Raw genomic sequence first — 20139 nt, forward strand, 5'->3', positions numbered from 1 at the left:
TTTTCAGTCTTTGATGGCGGCAACTTCTGAATAGAATTTTGCTGCGTCGCACCAGTATGAATTCATTATAAAGTTATTACATTTGCAAACAAGAATGACTTTATGATTTCGACAAAGCGGCCTGATTGTGGGGCTGCTTCGGAAAGATGTCAAATTCGATATCCTGATCATATATATTTACGAATATTTGCTTAATTTATTATTTTAATGGTAATTATTCTGGGGTAATTGAACCTGACACCAATTGGAGCATACCTGTCTTGACTAGGTACTGAATCATACTAAATTCTTTGGAATTATGAATTAAAGAAGAGAGGACACCGATGGACACATTCAATACATCTCGTGAAATCCAGGCGAGCGTAGAGCAAGTCTTTGCAGCGATCAGTGATTCTGAACGTTTAGCTTTGTGGTGGGGCCATCTGGTTTCACCAATACTTTCCTTGCTTGTGAGTTCAGAAATGGTGGACGGTGGTCGTTTGTCATGCACGGACCAGATGGCAAAAGTTATCCAAACGAAAGTGTTTTTGCAGACATAGAATCGCCAGGGAAACTTGTTATTCAACACGTATCCGAGCCAAAGTTTCACCTGACCATAGAGCTGGCTCCGTCGGCGACGGGGACGGTTGTCTCCTGGTCTCAGGTCTTTGAGAACCCAGATGTTGCCAGCAGTATTGCGCACATCGTCGTTCCTGCCAACGAACAAAACCTTGATCGTCTGTCAACTGAGGTCTTGCGGCATTTGGACGGTGGTTAGGCCGGTGTTGCAGCCAACTCAGGCAAGAGGGCAGGCAGATTTTCTGGCAGAAAAAAACCGCTTCAAGCGGTTTTTTTCATATCTTTGTTTGTCACCAAACGGTAATTTTGGATCGGAGCTACCAGTGAATTACCGGTATGTGTATGCCAGGCATGATCCCCAGCGCTGACAAAATGATCGCAATGAGCAGGATAATGAAGAGCACCCGCACTATTTGACCAACTGGGGCAGGTAGGGGAAGCATGCCCACCAGCCACCAGATCAGCCCGAAGACGACAAGATAGATAATGAGATTGATGATCTGGTTCATATTTCCTCCTCAGGTAAGGTGCTGACAGGTCAATGCCTGCACTTTTGGGGTTGGATCAGGGCAGTAAATTATTTTTGGGGTAAAACAACGATGGTGTCACCAGGTTTGCCGGGTTCGCCGGTTTTGCCTTTGGCACCGTCATAGCCGGGTGAACCTGGAACACCTTTGTCACCGGTCGCGCCTTGCATGCCTTCAGCACCAGTTGCGCCTGTAGCGCCAGTGGCACCTACCGAGGCGGGTGCTCCAGTGGCACCTGTAGCGCCGGGTGCGCCGGGCGCACCAGCCGGGCCAGGTACTGCCACAGGAACTGGAACGACTACTTGGGCCGGTTGGCGATCACATGCTGTAGTCGCCAAAACGCCAAGAAGTGACAGTAAAAGAATGGATAATTTCATGGTAGGAACCTTGGTTGTATGCAAATAAAGGGAAAACAGAAGCAGAGCCGGCAAAGGGCGAGAAAGATTTCTCACGCTTGCTCATGTCACCTGCACTTTTCCAAGGATGCAGGTAAAAACAGTTATATTCCGTGCGCTGGCAAACATATTGGAAATTAGTTTTGCTTTATATTTACTGGACCGGTAATAAAAAGTGTTGCAAAGAGTGATGTAAATGAGGTTGCTGAGACAAGATTTGATAGGTGGTACAAACAACAAATCAGTATCGGCTTTCATGAATAGTGATCAAACCCGCTGCCGCAAGGTATGCGGGATTTTTTTTCCTGGAAACAATTTGATTGACATTGAAAAGACAAATGTTTATGTTGTTGAACAATTGTTTGTTTGCGATTTTTCCGATTAAAACTTTGCCATGAGCTCCGCTATTTCTAAAAAAGAACAGCTGTATCAGTTGATTGCTGCCCATCCTTTTATTTCTCAGCAGGATCTGGCGGACCAGCTTGGCTTGTCGCGTTCTGCCGTGGCGGGCCATGTCGCCGCACTGATACGTGAAAAACTCCTGTTGGGGCGAGCGTATGTCTTGCCGGATCAACGCCCCGTGGTATGTATAGGTGGCGCAAATATTGATCGCAAAATGCGTACACTCGGGCCTATGCAGATGGGCACGTCCAATCCTGTGAGTCAGCATGAAGCCTTTGGTGGTGTGGCACGCAATATTGCAGAAAATTTGGCGCGCCTGGGTTTGCCTGTCAATTTATTGTGTGCCGTAGGCGATGATGCTGCGGGGCAGAGCATCCTGGCGCAGGCACAGTCCGTTGGCGTGGATGCCAGGGCCAGCTTGCAAATTCCCGGTGCCCTTAGCGGTAGTTATACCGCCTTGCTGAATGATGATGGCGACATGGTGCTGGCACTGGCACATATGGAATGCTGTGAAGCCATGACGCCCGTATATCTGCGCAGCCGTAGCCCCCAGCGCAGTGCCGCTGCATTTACCATTGCAGACTTGAATTTACCCGCAGATAGCATAGGCTTGTTATTGGAGGACGCTTATTTGCAGGTTAGTCCACTGCTACTGGTTGCGGTGTCGCAGCCCAAGATGGCGCGCCTTCCTGAGCAATTGCGGGGTCTGCGCTGTCTGATATTGAACCGTGGCGAACTGGAAACTGTGGCAGGGCACAGTCTGCCGCAAGTACAGGACATGGCTGTGGCCTGCCGCCAATTACAACTGCGCGGTGCCCGGGATGTGATCATTACCCTTGGCAGCGATGGTGTTTTATATACCGACCCTGCTGGCAAGAATGGCATCAGTCATCTTGCCGCACCACGAGTCAGTGTGAAAGATGCGACCGGTGCCGGCGATGCTTTTTCTGCCGGTGTTGCCTGGTCTTTGTACCATAACGCAGATGATCTGGGATTGGCATGCCGGCGTGGTTTGAGGCTGGCTGCACTGACCATACAAAGCGAGGCGACGGTTGCACCATCGCTGGATCAACATATTTTTAGTGAGGAAACATGATGCAATCATCTTATCTGGTCTTGTCGGATGAAGTCCGTGCTGCCCGTTTGGCGGCCAAACCCGTGGTGGCGCTGGAATCCACTATTATTTCTCACGGCATGCCTTATCCGCAGAATGTACAGACTGCACGCGAGCTGGAACAGATCATCCGTGACCGCGGTGCCGTACCCGCTACCATCGCTATCATGAATGGCAAGATACACATAGGTTTGTCGGACTCGGAACTGGAAATGCTGGGCAAATCCCCCGATGCAATGAAGGTGAGCCGCCGTGACCTGGCCTATGCCCTGACGAACAATAAATTGGGTGCCACCACCGTGGCCGCCACCATGATCTGTGCCGCATTGGCTGGCATAGACGTGTTTGTTACCGGCGGTATAGGTGGTGTGCATCGTGGCGCCGAAACCAGTTTCGATATTTCTGCTGACTTGCAGGAGCTGGCAAGGACATCAGTCGCGGTGGTGTGTGCTGGTGCCAAATCCATACTTGATATCGGTCTGACGCTGGAATATCTGGAAACCCACGGCGTTCCCGTAGTCAGTGTAGGTCAGGCAGCTTTCCCGGCATTTTTTACCAGGGACAGCGCTTATCAGGCTGATTTTCAACTGGATACGGCAGAGCAGCAGGCTGACTTCATTCACGCCAAATGGACGCTGGGTCTGGCAGGTGGCGTGGTGATTGCGAATCCAGTACCGGAAGTGGCAGCCATGCCAAGGGAAGAAATTGAAAGTATTACACTGTCAGCTTTGCAGCAAGCAGACGAGCAGGGCATCAAGGGGAAGGCGATTACCCCTTTTCTGCTCAATCGTATCAAGCAATTGACGGGTGGACGCAGCCTCGACACTAATATTGCTCTGGTGAAGAATAATGCGGTAGTTGGTGCACGACTGGCACTGGCCCTGCATCATTTGCGCAAGCGTACGGCGTAAAAACTTGAAGCGGCGCGGCACAGTGTGCCGTCACCGCTTAGGAAATACCTTGCGGTCAGGGGTAGAAGACACTGACGTGATAACCCGCCGCTTTCAGCTTGGGTAATTCAAAATACAGTTTGATATTCTGATCACTGCCTGCGGTGAAGCCTTTTGCCAGTTTGTCTTTTTCGCTCAGGTATTCATCCGGGCCAAATACGCGTTGCAATACTGCCTTGTCTTTGGCATCGTTCAATACCAACTCTACCGTTGGCCATGCCTGCACGATGCTGCTGTGATTCTGTATTTGCATGACCAGCAAAAAGACATTCCTGTCTGGTGCCAGGGCTTGCAATTCATTCGACTCAACCGTGATCTGTTCAATTTGTGCCGGCAAATTGACCTGGCACTGCAAGAGCTTGCAGGCTTGCTGCAAATACGGCTTGCTCTCGGGCAGCCAGGCTGCCAGCTGACTACGGAAAACATATGCACTTTGTGCCAGCAGCGATGGGAAAAGCAGGAGTACCATCAGCGTCAGCGTGATGGTCGTGAGACGTTTACGCCGTTGCTGCTTTTCAGCCTGGATGACAAAATTGGGTCGATGTTCATCCTCATCCTCATCCGTATCACTGCTTGAATCTTCGCTGATGGCAGCCTGATTTGCCAGCGCAGCTTCTTCAGCACCGATATACGGTTTTCTGGAATTTTCATCTTCAGGCAGATCGATTGCAGCCTCAGTCTGTGAGGTTGAATCGGCTTCCATGCTGCCGGCATTTTCTTTGTGCCGCCAGACCTTGGTCGCCGTAATCGGTGCCACAGTATCGGTCGCTGCAGGTGTGTCTTCTGCACCTTCGTTCATGGACCAGTCTGCCGTCGGCGGGTCCATCAGTGCCGCACGGGTTTCCAGTTCAGCTCTTGTGACGTCGTTGTCACTGACTTCTTCAGTTGATGTGGGGAAGCTACCGTCCCCCAAGTCGAAATCAAGTGCAGATGAACTAATTTCAGGAGTGGCAGTTGGCGTTGCAGTAGTTGTGGCAATTGGTTTAACCGGTACTGGATTGGCATTTGCGGCATTTCCAGCTTTAGTCCCGGTTGCTGCGGCAATAGTGGATGCAGCAGAGGCAGCTTGAGCGGGGGTAACTGGTGTTATCTTGGAGTTGTCCAGATTTTCCGCTTCAAATTCTTTTTCTGCTTTGGAAATGGCGGCCAACACTTCTTCACCGGGTTTGCTGGCTTGGGACCTGGTCGTGTCCGGCGATGCCAAAGGTACAGTGCTCGCCGCAGGCATTGCAGATTTAGCAGGTACGTGTGGATCGACTGCGTGCTCTTTCTCGGTTGCCACATTAATTTTTGGTGCCGGGCTTGCTTCAACGGCAGGCACAGGTGTGGCTGCTACTGGCTTCGCCAATGGAGCGGCGCTGGAGGCAGATGCAGAAGTGGGCGGCGGAACAGCGGCAGCGGGCGCAACTGGCTCGGTAGCCACCGACTTTTTGTCTGCTGGTATAAGCGCTGCGGCAGTATTTGCAACTGGTGTCAGAGGTTGGGCTGGGGTGTTGGCTACTGCTGGAGTGCTTATTTTTGCCGCTTGGCCCGCAGCTGCAGGTGTAGCTGGTGTTTTCTGGCCATCGGTTGGAATCAGGTTTTCAACCGCATTAAAGGTTTGCTGACATGAGCCGCACCTGACCAGACCCGCATGCAATTTCAACTGGTCATTGGCTACCTTGAAGGCAGTTTGACAGTGGGGGCAGCGGGTCGCCAGTGCCATTTGCGTTAGCCGTCCAGTCTGCCTGACAGGGCAACCCAGCCTTCGTGTTCTGCCCAGACGCTGAGCTGAATGAACGGGGCATAAGCCGCTGCCACTTCTTCTGCCTGTCTTGCCAGTACACCAGACAGTATCAATGCACCACCTGGGGCGACACGGCCAGCCAGCATGGGGGCCATCAGTTTCAACGGGCTGGACAAGATGTTGGCGACCACGATATCAAATTTTTCTGATGCCGGATGAGCTGCGCCAAATGCTTCCGGCAGTGCGTATTCAATCTGGCACTGATTGCGTTCCGCATTGTAGTTGGCCGATTCTATCGCCTGCGGGTCTATATCAACACCGATGACCGTGGCAGCCCCCAGTTTGCTGGCCACCATTGCCAATATACCGGAACCGCAACCATAGTCGAGTACCGACAGGTTTTGTGGCGCATGCGCTTCCAGCCATTCCATACAGAGTCGTGTCGTAGGGTGGCTACCAGTGCCAAAAGCCAGGCCAGGGTCCAGTTCAAGGATCAGGCCATTGCTGTCAGGGGCATCATGCCAGCTCGGCACAACCCATATATTTTTACCAATATGGATGGGGGCAAACTGTGATTGTGTGAGGCGAACCCAGTCCTGCTCTTCAACCTTGCGTGTGATATAGACAGGTACAGTTGCCAGATTGATGGCGGCGGCAGCTGAGGCGACCAGCGTCGCGTGATCGCAATCGACATCGGCCAGGGCTACGACGCGGCTACGATCCCAGGCTGCTTCGTCCGGTTCCATACCGGGTTCACCAAACAATGGTTTTTCGGCATCTGTGCCTTCATCTGCGTCCTCGACTGAAACTGACAGTGCGCCCGCATCCATCAGGGCATCTGACAAAGCCTCTGCCTGTTCACGTGCCACTTCAATCACTATTTCTATCCAACCCATATTGCTACTTTCTTATACGACGTTATAACTTCAAGACCGAAAAGCTTACCACAGAGGCACCAGAACACAGGCAAAAGCACAGAGAAAAACTTGTGTTTTCTCTGTGCTTCTTTTCATCAATATCGCCTGAGCTACAATTTTTGCAAGCCACAGACTCCCGGACCCTTCTCAGTGTCCCTCTGTGTCTCTGCGCCTCTGTGTTGAGAGGTCTTTACTTCGATTACTTTGCTTTTTTTGACAACTCTGGCATATCCGCCAATTTGTGTTCCAGATAATGAATATTGGTACCACCTTCGATGAAGCGGGCATCAATCATCAACTCGCGGTGTAGTTGGATGTTGGTTTGTATACCTTCAACCACCATTTCCGACAAAGCGATCTGCATGCGACGGATAGCCTGTTCACGCGTTTCACCATAGGCGATGACCTTGCCTATCATGGAATCATAATTCGGCGGTACGAAATAACCGGCATACGCATGTGAATCCACTCGGATACCAGGGCCACCCGGAGTATGCCAGGAAGTGATGCGACCTGGCGACGGGATAAACTTGAATGGGTCTTCGGCATTGATACGGCACTCAATCGCATGGCCCTTGAGGGTGATATCGGTTTGCTTGAAGCGCAGTTTTTCATTGAAAGCGATACGTATCTGTTCTTGTACGATATCGACCCCAGTGATCATTTCCGTTACCGGATGTTCAACCTGGACGCGGGTATTCATTTCGATGAAATAGAATTCACCGTTTTCGTACAGGAATTCAAACGTACCGGCACCGCGATAATTAATCTTGCGGCAGGCAGCTGCACAGCGGTCACCGATTTTTTCGATGATCTTGCGTGGAATGCCAGGTGCTGGAGCTTCTTCAATGACTTTTTGGTGGCGGCGTTGCATGGAGCAATCACGCTCACCCAGCCAGATGGCACTACCATGCTGGTCGGCCAGAATCTGGATTTCCACGTGACGCGGGTTTTCCAGAAACTTTTCCATATACACTTCAGGATTACCAAAGGCAGCGCCAGCTTCCGTCTTGGTCATGGTGACCGCATTCAGCAAGGCAGCTTCAGTATGCACGACACGCATGCCGCGCCCACCACCACCACCAGCAGCCTTGATGATGACCGGGTAGCCGACCTTGCGGGCGATTTGCACGATGGCTTTCGGGTCGTCCGGCAATGCACCTTCAGAGCCGGGCACACACGGCACGCCAGCCTTGATCATGGCATGCTTGGCTGAGACCTTGTCGCCCATCAGGCGGATGGATTCTGCACGCGGACCAATGAAGACAAAGCCGGATTGCTCTACGCGTTCGGCAAAATCGGCGTTTTCAGATAAAAAACCATAACCAGGGTGAATCGCCTGGGCGTCAGTGACTTCAGCGGCACTGATGATGGCCGGCATGCTCAGGTAACTCAGATTGGAAGGAGCCGGGCCTATGCAAACAGATTCGTCGGCCAGCTTCACATATTTTGCTTCGCGGTCGGCTTCAGAGTGCACGACGACGGTTTTGATACCCATCTCGCGGCAGGCGCGCTGGATACGTAGCGCGATTTCACCACGATTGGCGATAAGAATTTTTTCAAACATGATTTAACTTTGCTGTGGCAATGGTTGCAATTGCATTAGCGGAAAATCCTGTTTCAGTGCTCGCTGGCTGATAGCCGCAGGCGCCGACATTTCCCTAATGCGCGCCTGGATTAGCCAATCACGAACAGGGGCTGGCCGTACTCAACAGGCTGACCATTTTCAACCAGAATCTGTTTGACCGTGCCTGAGAAATCACTTTCGATTTCGTTCAGCAGTTTCATCGCTTCGATAATGCAGAGGGTGTCGCCAACATTAACGCTCTTGCCGATATCGGCAAACGGGGCTGCGCCAGGGGCGGAAGAACGGTAGAACGTACCCACCATAGGGGATTTGACGATATGGCCATCCGGTACCACGGGTGCTGCGGTGACTGGTGCTGCAGCAACTGGCGCGGCAGCTGGCATCATTTGCTGATGCTGGGGTTGCTGCATCATGACGACTTGATTTTGTGGCATTGCAGATGATTTGACGATGCGGACTTTGCCTTCACCTTCAGTCACTTCCAATTCAGCGATATCTGATTCTGCTACGAGGTCGATCAGGGTCTTGAGTTTTCTTAAATCCATGTGGAATCCCCTTGAAAAAAGTGGTTCTGAATTAATTGAGGCGCGCAAATCTGAGCAGTAAAACAGCTCTGATGACGCCGCCGAAGCTTGGATTATATACGAAATAGGCTGGCATTATCGGCAAATTGCGCGAAGATGCGAGAATTTAAATATTTTTGAGGGAAAAGTCAATTGCCAGGCGGTAACCATCAGTACCAAGGCCGCAAATGACCCCTTTGGCAATTGCCGACAGGAAAGAGTGATGTCTGAAGGCTTCTCTCTGGTGCACATTGGAGATGTGCACTTCGATAAATGGTATGGCAACAGCAGCCAGCGCATCCCGTAAGGCAACACTGGTGTGTGTCAGCCCGCCCGGGTTGATGATGATAGCATCGACTTGCTCTTTTTGGGCAGCATGAATGCGATCAATTAATGCGCCTTCATGATTACTCTGGAAATAAGCCAGTTCTGCACCCGCAGCATGGGCTTGCGCCTGGGCTGCAGTTTCTATCTCTGTCAGGGTTGTGGCTCCGTAAGTGGCAGGCTCACGGCTACCTAGCAGGTTCAGATTGGGTCCATTCAGCAGCAGCAGTTTGCTTGCCATAGTCGCATTCAATTTGACGAAGATGGCCGCATTTTGCCGCTAATAGCGGTAGATTGGCAAGGAAAAATGTCGCAAATTCTATTTTTCAGGAGAAAATTTGGCGATGTCGGCACGCAATTCCGCCATTTTCAGGCGGCCAAGGTAGTTTTTGACAACTTTTCCATCTGGTGCAATCAAAATGGTAAATGGCAGGCCACCAGCCTGGTTTCCTAGCTGACGCGATAATTCGCTACCTTCCATGCCAGCGGCAAACAGTGGGTAGCTGATCTTGTATTTTTTTGCAAATTCAGCAATATTGCTGGGGCTATCGATACCCAGGCCCAGTATCTGCACTGTCTTCCCTTTCAGTTCTTCCTGCAAGGCGGACAGTTCTGGCATTTCTTGCACACAGGGTGCACACCAGGTAGCCCAGAAATTGACTAACAAATAGCGCCCCTGCCATTGCGTCATGGCCTGGGGTTTGCCTTCACTATCCTTGAATTGCTGCGCCATCAACTGCGCTACCGCTTTGTTCTCGGGTGCTTTAGGTGTGGTCTGGACGTTGCTGGCATAAATGCCCAGACCGGTCGATAGCAAACCAAGCACGATGGCCAGACCAATAAACTTCTTGTTCATACGGGAATTCTTTCACAGAGCTGCATCCAGATGATGATGGTAGCGCAGCTTGTTGATTTGTGCTGAGAACCAACTGCTGATGATCTACGCATCTTGATCTTGCGTGCCATCTTCAGCCAACAGGGCACGTAAGGCACTTGCACTGACTCTTTCAGTGCTCTTGCCATGGCCGCTACGAATGGCATCCTGATCATGCAAGATCAAGTGCACGCCCTCGTTTTTATGCATGAAGCTCAGGGTTTCTATTCTTTCATTGCGATTGTTGAAACTTTCCGATACTTCAAATTGTATATCTTTGTTCAGCAAATAAATTGCCACCTCTTTGGTATTGTCGGCATACAAGTGCAAATGGATATCTGAATGATTGCCAGCGGTGCCATTCAGTACCGCACCTATCAGGTAGGGATGGAAACGTTCGAGTTCGTCCATCAATTCCAATGCCAGTTGGCGCAAATGCAAGAGTCGCTGAGGCTGGGTATCGCCAAAGAACAATTCATTGTATTCGCGCACTTCCTGCTCAATTTGTGCATTGTCGGGCAGTACATCGCCCTTGATTTTTTGGTGGCCCAGCAGTTGTTTGGCTGCCTTACGTTTGGCTGACGCATAGTCAGTACCATCTTCGGCGATCATGCGTGCTGCCAGAGCAGCAATTTCAGCCCGCAGGCTTTCGGCTTCGTTTGGTGTATGGATCATCATGTGGTCATCATAACTGAATACCAAAAACCCCTCAACACAGAGTCACGGAGACACAAAGGCACAGAGATGGTGCAGAGAAGTTTTATTATTAATAATATAATAAAAGTAATTCTTCTTTTAATGTTTTCCCTTGCTTTTCTCTTTGGTGAAGCAGGGGTTTCGAACGGCGCGCCGTTCGCCTGCCTAACGAAGGTGGCATGCAAGCGGCCTTTCCTTTCTCTGTGCCTCTGTGGTGAGTGGTTTTAAGAACAGTGCTTACCTAGGCACGGTCTCAGGTAGAATTGCGGGATTCTGGAATTTGGTTCAATTATGCATATTCACATATTAGGTATCTGCGGCACTTTCATGGGCGGTCTGGCGGTGTTGGCGAAAGAGGCCGGTCATACGGTGACTGGCTGTGATGCCAATGTCTATCCCCCTATGAGCACCCAGCTTGAATCGCAGGGCATCACCCTGACACAGGGTTATGGTGCCGAGCAAATAGCATTGGAGCCTGATTTATATGTCATAGGCAATGTGGTATCGCGTGGCAATCCTTTGATGGAAGAAATCCTCAACCGGGGTTTGCCCTATGTATCTGGCCCGCAATGGATGGGAGACCATATATTGCATGATAAGTGGGTACTCGCTGTCGCTGGTACCCACGGTAAGACAACCACCTCAGCCATGCTGGCCTGGATACTTGAATATGCCGGTTATGCGCCGGGCTTCCTGATCGGTGGTGTACCGCTGAATTTTGGTATTTCTGCCCGCTTATGGGGCAGCCATGCATCGGATTTCTTTGTGATCGAAGCGGATGAATACGATACGGCGTTTTTCGACAAACGCAGCAAATTCGTGCATTACCATGCCAAGACGGCAGTATTGAATAATCTTGAATATGATCATGCTGACATCTTCCCTGATGTAGCGGCGATAGAAAACCAGTTTCACCATCTGGTGCGTACCGTACCTGGCGTTGGCCGTCTCATCGTCAACGGTGACAATGCTTCGCTGGAACGTGTGTTGAAGCGCGGTTGCTGGAGTGAAAAAGAATTCTTTGGTGCTAACCATGCCTGGCGTCTGATCATGCAGGATGGTGAAAATTTTGATGTTGTCTTCAATGACGAAGTGCAAGGCACAGTCCACTGGAACCTGAATGGCGAACATAATCGTCAGAATGCGCTGGCTGCGATTGCAGCCGCACGCCATGTCGGTGTGACGCCAGACATCGCCATTGAAGCTCTGGGTCAGTTTGTCAGCGTCAAGCGTCGTATGGAAGTGCGCGGTATTGCCGATGGCGTCACCGTCATTGACGACTTTGCCCATCATCCTACTGCGGTTGGTGCTACGGTTGCCGGCTTGCGACATAAGGTCGGGGCCGCACGTATCCTGGCTGTACTGGAACCGCGTTCCAACACCATGAAGCTGGGTACCATGAAGCAGGCTTTACCTGGTAGCCTGGAACAGGCTGATCTGGTATTTGGTTTTGGTGCAGCAGAGGGCAAAGATGCCCTGGGCTGGGACCTTGCCGAAGCCCTGGCCCCGCTGGGTGACAAAGTCAGTTGTCATAGCAAGATTGCTGATCTGGTAGACGCCATCGTTGAGCAAGCCCGGCCCGGTGACCATGTACTGATCATGAGTAATGGCGGGTTTGGTGGCGTCCATCAAAAATTGCTGGATGCGCTACAAGATCGCGCACAACAGAGTGGTAGCGAGGTCAGGGCAGCATGATCCTGTATCTGCACGGTTTTCGCTCATCGCCAGATTCATGCAAGGCGCGTGTCATGCGTGAACACATGCAGGCATTGGGGCGTGCTGACGAAATTGTTTGCCCGGAATTGTCACCCTCGCCCTTGCTGGCCATACAGCAGGCCGAAGCGCTGCTGGCAGGGCAGGATGCCAGGCAAGTGTGCATCATCGGTTCTTCACTCGGCGGTTACTATGCGACCTGGCTGGCAGAAAAATACGGTTGCAAGGCCATATTGCTCAACCCGGCTGTCAAGCCGCCACGCGACCTGGAAAACTATGTCGGTGTGACGACCTATTATCACAGTGACCGCATCTTTGAATTCAAGGCTGAATATGTGGCAGAGCTGCGTTCTCTGGTTGTTGAGCAGATCAGCAAGCCGGAACGCTATTTTCTGATCGCGGCGACGGGTGATGAGGTGCTGGACTGGCGTGAAATGGTTGCTCATTATCCGGATGCAAAACAATATGTGATTGAAGGTAGCGATCACGGCATTGCCGAATTTGCCGATTATCTTGATATGGTCATGGCTTTTTGTGACAAGGCGCATTGATTTGGAAGCTGTGATTTTGCAAACGAAGAAGATGCAGCACCCGCGGGTGGCCAGATGGGTGGAGCATGTCAACGCTATACAAACCGGCGCTCAGATGCAAGACTGGCTGACCAATCGTGAATCTTTGACTGCCAGGTTGATGGCAAGATGCGCGCAATTTCGTGTGCAGCGTTTGTCGCAGCACAAAGCCATTTGTCTGATGGATGAATATGCTGCCATAGGTTTGCCAAGAAGCATGAAGGTGCATGAGCGGGAAGTATTTTTGCGCTGTGATGGCGCTGCCATGGTGTATGGACATACTGTCGTGCCATTGACCGCGACAGCGAATGAATGGCCCTTGTTTCATGCACTGGGCGAAAAGTCTTTGGGCAGCACCTTGTTCAATGATCCGCTGGTAATCAGAGGGGATTTGAGTTATGCCCGCTTGCACCAAAGCCACCCGCTGATACGCCGTATCGTGGCAAGGCAGCCAGAACTGGCAAACGTGCACAGCATGCTGGCGCGCCGTTCTCAATTCTGGCGCAAGGGCGGGTGCTTGCTGGTGACGGAAGTGTTTTTACCTGGGATTGAGGGTTTGCAGCTTGTTGAAAGGCATTAAGACCTCTCAACACAGAGAAAGGAATGGCTGCTTGCACGCAGCCTTCGTTACGCAGGCGAACAGCATGCCGTTCGAAACCTCTGCTACACCACAGAGATTTCACAGGGAGACACAGAGAAGTGCAAAGAGGACGTAGAGAGAAACAGGGCAGTATCGTATTAATAAAGCCGTACTCTCAAAGTCGTCATTCCTGCGAAGGCAGGAATCCACCGGGCTGGTGGGCCAGAGGCGTTCGTGACAAACTGGTTTGGTTAAAACGCAAGCCACAATATATAAAGCTCCTTCCCCTTCAAGGGGAGGGAATTGATAAGTATTTGAATGATTTCCGCTTTGCTGATAAAGCAAAGTAAGAATAGAAACAACAAACGTCTCAACCAAGAGGGACTGACAATAGCAGGGTTAAAAAAGTACAAAGATTTTCTCTTGCTTTTCTCTGTGTCTCGCTGCCTCTGTGTTGAGCTTTTTGGTTTTAACTAAAGAAGTATTGAATGAATTTATTTTTTGAAGAATCCGGTGATTTCAAGGCAGGCAGTCTCATGACGCAGTCTGGTGAGGCGTATCAGGTCGAAATGGCCAGCGGCAAGCGCACCAAGGTCAAGGCCAAGGATGTACTGTTGCAATTTGCCTCCCCTGATCCTGTCAGCCTGATAGAGCAGGCCAAGGTTGCTGCGGCTGAAATAGACCTGGAATTTTTATGGGAAGTCGCCGGTCAGGACGAATTTGGCTTTGCCGAACTCGGTGCCGAATATTTTGGCCATGCACCGCAACCGGTGGAAGCAGCAGGGCTGATATTAGCCTTGCACAATGCGCCTATTTATTTCTACAAAAAAGGCCGTGGCCGCTATAAGGCTGCGCCAGAAGCCGCACTGAAAGCGGCATTGGCGGGTATAGAAAAGAAAAAACAGCAAGCCCTGATACAGGCGGGCTATGTCGAAGAACTCAAGCAAAACCACCTGCCTGATGTGATGAAGCCGCTAGCCCTGCAACTGTTGTTCAAGCCGGATAAAAACAGCATAGAATACAAAGCCCTGGCAGAAGCCTGCGATGTCATGCAAATGTCGCCGCAACGTCTGATGCTGGCAGCTGGCGGTATTGCCAGCCCCAAGCATTTGCACTTGGCCAAGTTTCATTACGAACACTTCCCCAAGGGTGTGGCTTTCCCGGCTATTACCGTGCCGGCTCTGCCGACTGATTTGCCGGTTGCCGATGTGCAGGCGTTTTCTATCGATGATGTCACCACTACTGAGATTGATGATGCTTTTTCTGTCGTCGATATCGGCAATGGGCAATTGCGCGTTGGCATACATATCGCGGCCCCGGCTTTAGGCATACAGCGTGGCGATGCGCTTGATCAGATTGCGCGCGGCCGTATGTCCACCGTCTACATGCCGGGCGACAAGATCACCATGCTGCCAGATGAACTGGTAGAAGCTTACACTCTTGGTGCAGGCCAGACCCGCCCGGCCTTGTCGCTGTATGCAACCCTGAATACTGAAGACTGGTCCGTCATCAGTACCGAAACCAGGATAGAAGCCATTCCCATGGCCAGCAATCTGCGCCACAATGACCTTGATGCGCTGGTGACAGAAGACAATCTGGCGAATGATGCCGGCGAGTATCCACACAAGGCTGATATCGCCCAACTGTGGAAATGGGCGCAAGTGCTGGAACAGGGCCGTATGGTCAAGCGCGAAAGCTTTGGCATGAAGCCGGAACAGAATAACCGCGTCGATTTCAATTTTTATGTTGAAGAAGATGTGGTCTCCATCGTCCGTCGCAAGCGCGGCGCACCGCTGGACAAGATCGTGGCAGAACTGATGATCTTTGCCAACAGCACCTGGGGCAAGCTCATGGCTGACCATGGCATCCCCGGTATTTACCGCGCCCAGGGTGTGGCTGGTGGCCGTGGCCCCGGTGGCTGGGCCGCACGCATGCAGGTACGCATGCTGACCCATGCAGCACCGCATCAGGGCTTGGGCGTGGATCAATATGCCTGGAGTACCTCGCCGCTGCGTCGCTATACTGATCTGGTCAATCAATGGCAAATCATCGCTTGCGTACAGCATGGGGTGACAGCGCCGCTGGTCGCACCGTTCAAACCCAAGGATGCTGACCTGTTCGCCATCGTGTCAGGTTTTGATGCGGCTTATGCGGCCTATGCCGATTTCCAGAACAATATGGAACGTTACTGGTGCCTGCGCTGGCTGGGGCAGGAAGAGGCCCGTCAGGTGGAAGCTGTGGTATTGAAGGATGAGGTCTTGCGTCTGGTCGATATTCCCCTCATCATTCGTTTGCCGGGCATGCCGCAGACTGCGCGCGGTGCCCAGGTCAGACTGGATATTCTGCGCTGGGATGAAGTCGATCTCACCGTGGAAGCCCGCCTGCTGGAATTGTTATCCACCGTCACCGAACTGGGTGAAGATGAAGAACTGGATGACGACGCTACGGATGTGATTGAAGAAGTGCCTGCTACGGAACAGGATGACACTACCGTCGATGCATCAGACGCCAGCGCAGCAACAGATAAAACCGATGAACATACTGCCGAACAACCACAAGCAGATTAATGAATAGTCCGACCGATCAATTGCCGATGCAGTCATCAGCCGTCAAAGGCAGACTGCCTGAGAAAACAACTTTCGACAAGTTGATAATGACCGTTGCTGTCATCATTTCATTGGTGATCCATGCGACCTTGCTGCTATTGCATTTCATCGCCCCAAGACCAGAAGAAAGCAGGCCGGCGGACCCCGGGCTGGAAGTCATACTGGTCAACGCCAAGCACGACAAGGCACCCTTGAAGGCAGAGGCATTGGCACAGGCTGATCTGGATGGCGGTGGTGCCCACGACAGTGGTCGCAGCAAATCCCCTTTGCCAGACATGCACAAGACTGAAGACGGTGACAGTGCTCAAACCACCAAACGCCGTATTGCCGAGCTTGAGCAGCAACAGCAGCAATTGATAGACCAGGCCAAGCGCAAGGAATTGTTCCGCCTGCCGCAGCAAGAAAAAAAGCCGCTGGATGATAGCCGCAAGCCCGCTACCGGGTCTGATCAGGTGGATACCTCGCAGGCATTGGCACGCATGGCAGCAGAAATTTCTCAAACCATAGAAGACCAGAACAAGCGTCCGCGTAAAACCTTTATTACTCCGAGCACCCAAAAAGCCGGATACGCGATTTATTACAAGGCAATGCAAAAACGTATCGAAGATACCGGCACGTTGAACTTTCCGCAAAAAGACGGCAAGAAGCTATATGGCGAATTGATCGTCTACATCCCGATTTTCCAGGATGGCACCATCTATGAAAAAGAAGGTGGTCCTCGCATAGAAAAGTCCTCTGGTGATAAAGCGCTTGATACTGCTGCCTTGCGTATTATCAGGCGGTCTGCACCATTTGGACGTTTTCCGCAAAACATGCGCTCTACAGACAAGGATGACTTGTGGGTGGTGATTACACGCTTCAAATTCACGCGTGAACTGCAACTCGAAACTGAACTGCGTGGAGATAAAAGTTGAATATGACGGATACCAGACCGGATGCCTACGTTGTCATCGGTAACCCAATAGCGCATAGCAAATCACCTGCCATTCACGCCCGTTTTGCCGAACTGACGGTGCAGCATATTGATTACCAGCGCCTGCTGGCACCACTCGATGGCTTCGCGGCCAGCGTGCATGAATTTATCAAGGCTGGAGGCAAGGGCGCGAACGTGACATTGCCATTCAAGCTGGAAGCCTTTGCCCTGGCAGATGAGTTAAGTCCGCGCGCCCGGGTTGCCGGTGCCGTCAATACCCTGAAGTTTGAGTCAGATCGTATTTATGGCGACAACACCGACGGCATAGGCCTGGTAGCCGATATCGTGCGCAATGCAGGTGTCAGCCTGCGCGGCAAACGCATACTACTGCTGGGTGCTGGTGGTGCAGCGCGTGGTGCCTTGCTGCCTCTGTTGCAGGAACAGCCAGCCAGCTTGTTGATCGCCAATCGCACGCTGACCAAGGCACAGGATTTGCTGGCGCAGGTACAAAGCCTGGCTGGCGATTGCATACTGCAAGCCCGCCGTTTTGAAGAGTGTGATCAAGCTATGGATGTCATCATCAATGCTACCTCGGCCAGCCTGAATGATGATGTGCCACCGTTGTCACCAGCTTTGTTCACGACAGCTACCCTGGCTTATGACATGATGTACGCCGCTGCTCCTACGGCCTTTTTACGCTTTGCAGCCAGCCATGATGCACAATGCCGCGATGGTCTGGGCATGCTGGTAGAACAGGCAGCCGAGGCCTTTGCGTTATGGCGTGGCTTGCGCCCGCCCAGTGAACTGGTGCTGGCAGAAATGCGTTTAGCCATGCAGGTGAATAACTGATGAAACTCCTGGGTCGACTTCTGTTCTGGCTGGTATTGATGCCCCTGGTATTGTTTACGCTAGTGCAGGCGTATTTTTTGGTGCAGATATGGTGGTGGATAGATCATAATCCGACTTCCACCAGTTTCATGCGCCATCAGCTTGATGTCTTGCAGGAAAAGAAGCCGGACTTCAAGCTCCAGCATAAATGGGTACCCTATAACCGTATTTCCAATAACCTGAAGCATGCCGTTATCGCATCCGAAGATGACAGCTTTGTTGATCATGAAGGTGTGGACTGGGAAGCCATGCAAAAGGCTTACGAAAAAAACCAAAAGAAGGGTAAGGTTGTTTCCGGCGGGTCCACCATTACCCAGCAACTGGCAAAAAATCTGTTTCTGTCTGCTGAACGCAGTTATTTCCGCAAAGGGGAAGAACTGATCATCACCTATATGCTGGAAAAATGCATGGACAAGCAACGCATCCTGGAAATTTACCTGAATGTCGTAGAATGGGGCGTTGGCGTATTTGGAGCCGAAGCAGCGGCACAGCATTACTTTCACACCAGCGCCGCCAACTTGGGGCCATCCCAGGCAGCCAGACTGGCAGTCATGTTACCCAAGCCACGTTACTTTGATAAAAACCCTGGCTCAGGGTATTTGCAAAGACGCAGTGAAGTGATTATGCAACGGATGAATAGTGCGGAGTTGCCATGAGTCTACGTCATCAAAATGGTATCAGCCTGATCGGAGTAGCCATTATTTCCATGCTGCTGGCCCTGTTGTCCATGGGTTTTCTGTACTACATGCGCAACGGTCACTTGCCCATGCCCGAGATGTGGGCACGCTGGGGTAAATCTGCCCATGTCATCTCGAATGAATTGAAAAATGCTACTGGCGTGCAATTGCCCGACAGCAGCAACGGTAGCAACAACAGCCCTGGCATGCGCCAGGCAGCGACCGTGGATGAAGGCGTTCGTCGCTGCACCGTTAATGGCAAGACTGTCTATTCAGATACCCTGTGCACCGATACCAATCCCACTACACGCCAGGTCAAACTGCATGACGCCAGAGGTATGGAAGCGCCTAAAAACCCGGCATCACAGGCTTCTGCATCCGAGACTGATGAAGAAGTACTCAAGAAAAAGATTATGGAGCAGGCATTGGGAAATGGTAAGAAATAGGCTCCGCATTCTGCTCCTCCGATTTGCCTCAGGCAGGTTTTCTTGCCAGCCAGTGTGCAAGCAATTCCTGCTGTTCATCCATCACATTGCCACTGTTTTCAAACCCCAGTTTTTGCACCACCCTGGTTGATGCCAGATTGTCCGGGCTGACTGTCGCCAAAACGCAAGTCGCACCGCCCGCAAAAGCCAGTTGCAGCAGACTACGCACTGCAGCGCTGGCTGCTCCCTGTCTTCTGCATTCCGGCGAGATGCCATAGCCAATTTCGACACAGCCATTCTGAGGTGGTGATTTGAATCCGCAACTGCCAACGATCAGGCTGTCCTGAACCGACACAATATAAAAGGTACTACACCAGTACGCTGGCGCACCAGCATCAATCTGCAGCAGTGCGCGTGCCGCCACAAAAGCAGGTGGCAGTGCATCCGTGGCAAGACGGTATATCAGCGTGGCAGGTGCGACGGATTGTTCCAGATCGCGCAGGTGTTCCAGGGATATGCTGACTAGTTGATAGCTCATGGTACTGAGTTGTTTTTTTTATGCATGGGAGGCGTGTTCCACTATGAAGGTGGTCCTTTCAATTCAACCACATTCCCTTCCGGATCGCTGATATAGATGGAAGGACCTTCGCCTTCTGCGCCATATCTTTGCTGAACATCGCCAGCTTGAATACTGTGCGTTTGCAGATACGCCTGTACATCAGCGGCATCAAAGGGTTCCACACGCAGGCACAAGTGATCCAGATTGCGCGCTTCCTTGCCCGGCGCAGCACCGCCCATGCGCCCCAATTTTCCATCAACAGGCACCAGATCTATCATCGACCTGCCCACGCGCAATTGCACCAGCCCAATTTCATCCTGCCTGCGTTCAACTGGGCATCCCAGCACATCGCAATAGAAGTGCAACATGGCATTCAAATCCATTACCCGTAGTACCAGGTGATCAATTTCGCGTATCTTTATCATGAGAGGTTTCCAGTTTGCTCCAGACCTGATGATAGTAACTCGCTTCAGATAATTGTGCAGGTGACAGAATTATTGCATTTTCACTTCTCTAACTCCGTGCTGATAAAATAGGTGCAGTAATTTCTTGTAGCTGTTTATATCCATACTCAG

The 20139-nt window shown here is 51.6% G+C and carries 23 protein-coding genes; 12 read left to right on the top strand and 11 right to left on the bottom strand.

What is annotated here, in order from left to right; genetic code table 11:
- The first annotated feature begins 323 nt into the window (after positions 1-323).
- Complete coding sequence (locus tag AC1RVX_RS11640) at positions 324-539, top strand: SRPBCC family protein (RefSeq protein ID WP_493217124.1); 216 nt, start codon at positions 324-326, stop codon at positions 537-539.
- Positions 485-757 carry an SRPBCC domain-containing protein gene (locus AC1RVX_RS11645; protein ID WP_493216763.1) on the top strand — a complete coding sequence of 91 codons (273 nt, stop codon included), beginning with the start codon at positions 485-487 and terminating at the stop codon, positions 755-757. The genes AC1RVX_RS11640 and AC1RVX_RS11645 overlap by 55 nt, the downstream gene beginning before the upstream one ends.
- 118 nt (positions 758-875) lie before the next feature.
- Here AC1RVX_RS11645 and AC1RVX_RS11650 read toward each other — a convergent pair whose 3' ends face one another.
- Both AC1RVX_RS11650 and AC1RVX_RS11655 read right to left on the bottom strand, forming a co-directional pair.
- Positions 876-1067 (bottom strand): Thivi_2564 family membrane protein, encoded by a 192-nt coding sequence (locus AC1RVX_RS11650; RefSeq protein ID WP_493216764.1) that lies wholly within the window; start codon positions 1065-1067, stop codon positions 876-878.
- Between the two features lie 68 nt (positions 1068-1135).
- Entirely contained in the window at positions 1136-1462 is a 327-nt protein-coding gene (locus AC1RVX_RS11655; RefSeq protein WP_493216765.1) for a collagen-like protein, read from the bottom strand.
- Between the two features lie 412 nt (positions 1463-1874).
- On the opposite strand from AC1RVX_RS11655, the gene AC1RVX_RS11660 reads away from it, so the two are divergent.
- Positions 1875-2978: a carbohydrate kinase gene (locus AC1RVX_RS11660; RefSeq protein ID WP_493216766.1), complete on the top strand. Its 1104-nt coding sequence runs from the start codon at positions 1875-1877 to the stop codon at positions 2976-2978.
- On the top strand, positions 2975-3907 hold the full coding sequence (locus AC1RVX_RS11665) for a pseudouridine-5'-phosphate glycosidase (RefSeq protein ID WP_493216767.1): 933 nt from the start codon (positions 2975-2977) through the stop codon (positions 3905-3907). Before AC1RVX_RS11660 ends, AC1RVX_RS11665 begins: the two co-directional genes overlap by 4 nt.
- Positions 3908-3962: 55 nt before the next feature.
- Here AC1RVX_RS11665 and AC1RVX_RS11670 read toward each other — a convergent pair whose 3' ends face one another.
- The 7 genes from AC1RVX_RS11670 to AC1RVX_RS11700 form a co-directional block, all read right to left on the bottom strand.
- Entirely contained in the window at positions 3963-5651 is a 1689-nt protein-coding gene (locus AC1RVX_RS11670) for a DUF3426 domain-containing protein (RefSeq protein ID WP_493216768.1), read from the bottom strand.
- 5 nt (positions 5652-5656) lie between these two features.
- Positions 5657-6568 (bottom strand): 50S ribosomal protein L11 methyltransferase, encoded by a 912-nt coding sequence (prmA, locus tag AC1RVX_RS11675; protein ID WP_493216769.1) that lies wholly within the window; start codon positions 6566-6568, stop codon positions 5657-5659.
- A gap of 220 nt (positions 6569-6788) precedes the next feature.
- Positions 6789-8156 carry an acetyl-CoA carboxylase biotin carboxylase subunit gene (accC, locus tag AC1RVX_RS11680; protein ID WP_493216770.1) on the bottom strand — a complete coding sequence of 456 codons (1368 nt, stop codon included), beginning with the start codon at positions 8154-8156 and terminating at the stop codon, positions 6789-6791.
- A gap of 110 nt (positions 8157-8266) precedes the next feature.
- Positions 8267-8722 carry an acetyl-CoA carboxylase biotin carboxyl carrier protein gene (accB, locus tag AC1RVX_RS11685; protein WP_186946906.1) on the bottom strand — a complete coding sequence of 152 codons (456 nt, stop codon included), beginning with the start codon at positions 8720-8722 and terminating at the stop codon, positions 8267-8269.
- Positions 8723-8867: 145 nt separating this feature from the next.
- Positions 8868-9305: a type II 3-dehydroquinate dehydratase gene (aroQ, locus tag AC1RVX_RS11690; RefSeq protein ID WP_493216771.1), complete on the bottom strand. Its 438-nt coding sequence runs from the start codon at positions 9303-9305 to the stop codon at positions 8868-8870.
- A 78-nt stretch (positions 9306-9383) separates the two neighbouring features.
- Positions 9384-9920, bottom strand: a complete 537-nt coding sequence (locus AC1RVX_RS11695; RefSeq protein WP_493216772.1) for a TlpA family protein disulfide reductase — start codon at positions 9918-9920, stop codon at positions 9384-9386.
- A gap of 84 nt (positions 9921-10004) precedes the next feature.
- Positions 10005-10616, bottom strand: a complete 612-nt coding sequence (locus AC1RVX_RS11700; RefSeq protein WP_493216773.1) for a hypothetical protein — start codon at positions 10614-10616, stop codon at positions 10005-10007.
- A 309-nt stretch (positions 10617-10925) separates the two neighbouring features.
- On the opposite strand from AC1RVX_RS11700, the gene mpl reads away from it, so the two are divergent.
- The 8 genes from mpl to AC1RVX_RS11740 all read left to right on the top strand — a co-directional run bounded on the left by mpl (position 10926) and on the right by AC1RVX_RS11740 (position 19026).
- Positions 10926-12329 carry a UDP-N-acetylmuramate:L-alanyl-gamma-D-glutamyl-meso-diaminopimelate ligase gene (mpl, locus tag AC1RVX_RS11705; protein WP_493216774.1) on the top strand — a complete coding sequence of 468 codons (1404 nt, stop codon included), beginning with the start codon at positions 10926-10928 and terminating at the stop codon, positions 12327-12329.
- Positions 12326-12898: a YqiA/YcfP family alpha/beta fold hydrolase gene (locus tag AC1RVX_RS11710; protein WP_493216775.1), complete on the top strand. Its 573-nt coding sequence runs from the start codon at positions 12326-12328 to the stop codon at positions 12896-12898. Before mpl ends, AC1RVX_RS11710 begins: the two co-directional genes overlap by 4 nt.
- A gap of 10 nt (positions 12899-12908) precedes the next feature.
- Positions 12909-13496, top strand: a complete 588-nt coding sequence (locus AC1RVX_RS11715) for a chorismate--pyruvate lyase family protein (RefSeq protein ID WP_493217107.1) — start codon at positions 12909-12911, stop codon at positions 13494-13496.
- Positions 13497-13984: 488 nt separating this feature from the next.
- Positions 13985-16063, top strand: coding sequence for a ribonuclease catalytic domain-containing protein (locus AC1RVX_RS11720; protein WP_493216776.1), 2079 nt, complete (start codon positions 13985-13987; stop codon positions 16061-16063).
- A gap of 86 nt (positions 16064-16149) precedes the next feature.
- On the top strand, positions 16150-17016 hold the full coding sequence (locus AC1RVX_RS11725) for a TonB C-terminal domain-containing protein (RefSeq protein ID WP_493217108.1): 867 nt from the start codon (positions 16150-16152) through the stop codon (positions 17014-17016).
- Positions 17017-17018: 2 nt separating this feature from the next.
- The gene (aroE, locus tag AC1RVX_RS11730; protein ID WP_493216777.1) at positions 17019-17864 is read left to right on the top strand and encodes a shikimate dehydrogenase; all 846 of its coding nucleotides are present in this window, start codon (positions 17019-17021) and stop codon (positions 17862-17864) included.
- Positions 17864-18559 (top strand): monofunctional biosynthetic peptidoglycan transglycosylase, encoded by a 696-nt coding sequence (gene mtgA, locus AC1RVX_RS11735; RefSeq protein WP_493216778.1) that lies wholly within the window; start codon positions 17864-17866, stop codon positions 18557-18559. The genes aroE and mtgA overlap by 1 nt, the downstream gene beginning before the upstream one ends.
- Positions 18556-19026: a hypothetical protein gene (locus AC1RVX_RS11740; RefSeq protein WP_493216779.1), complete on the top strand. Its 471-nt coding sequence runs from the start codon at positions 18556-18558 to the stop codon at positions 19024-19026. Before mtgA ends, AC1RVX_RS11740 begins: the two co-directional genes overlap by 4 nt.
- 28 nt (positions 19027-19054) lie before the next feature.
- Here the strand turns inward: AC1RVX_RS11740 and AC1RVX_RS11745 are convergent, their stop codons facing one another.
- Both AC1RVX_RS11745 and AC1RVX_RS11750 read right to left on the bottom strand, forming a co-directional pair.
- Positions 19055-19543, bottom strand: coding sequence for a GNAT family N-acetyltransferase (locus AC1RVX_RS11745; RefSeq protein ID WP_493216780.1), 489 nt, complete (start codon positions 19541-19543; stop codon positions 19055-19057).
- A gap of 41 nt (positions 19544-19584) precedes the next feature.
- A complete protein-coding gene (locus AC1RVX_RS11750) occupies positions 19585-19989 on the bottom strand; it encodes a VOC family protein (RefSeq protein WP_493216781.1) in 405 nt (134 codons plus the stop codon).
- Positions 19990-20139 lie beyond the last annotated feature (150 nt).

The sequence above is a fragment of the Undibacterium sp. GW821-FHT11B02 genome, assembly GCF_058808955.1.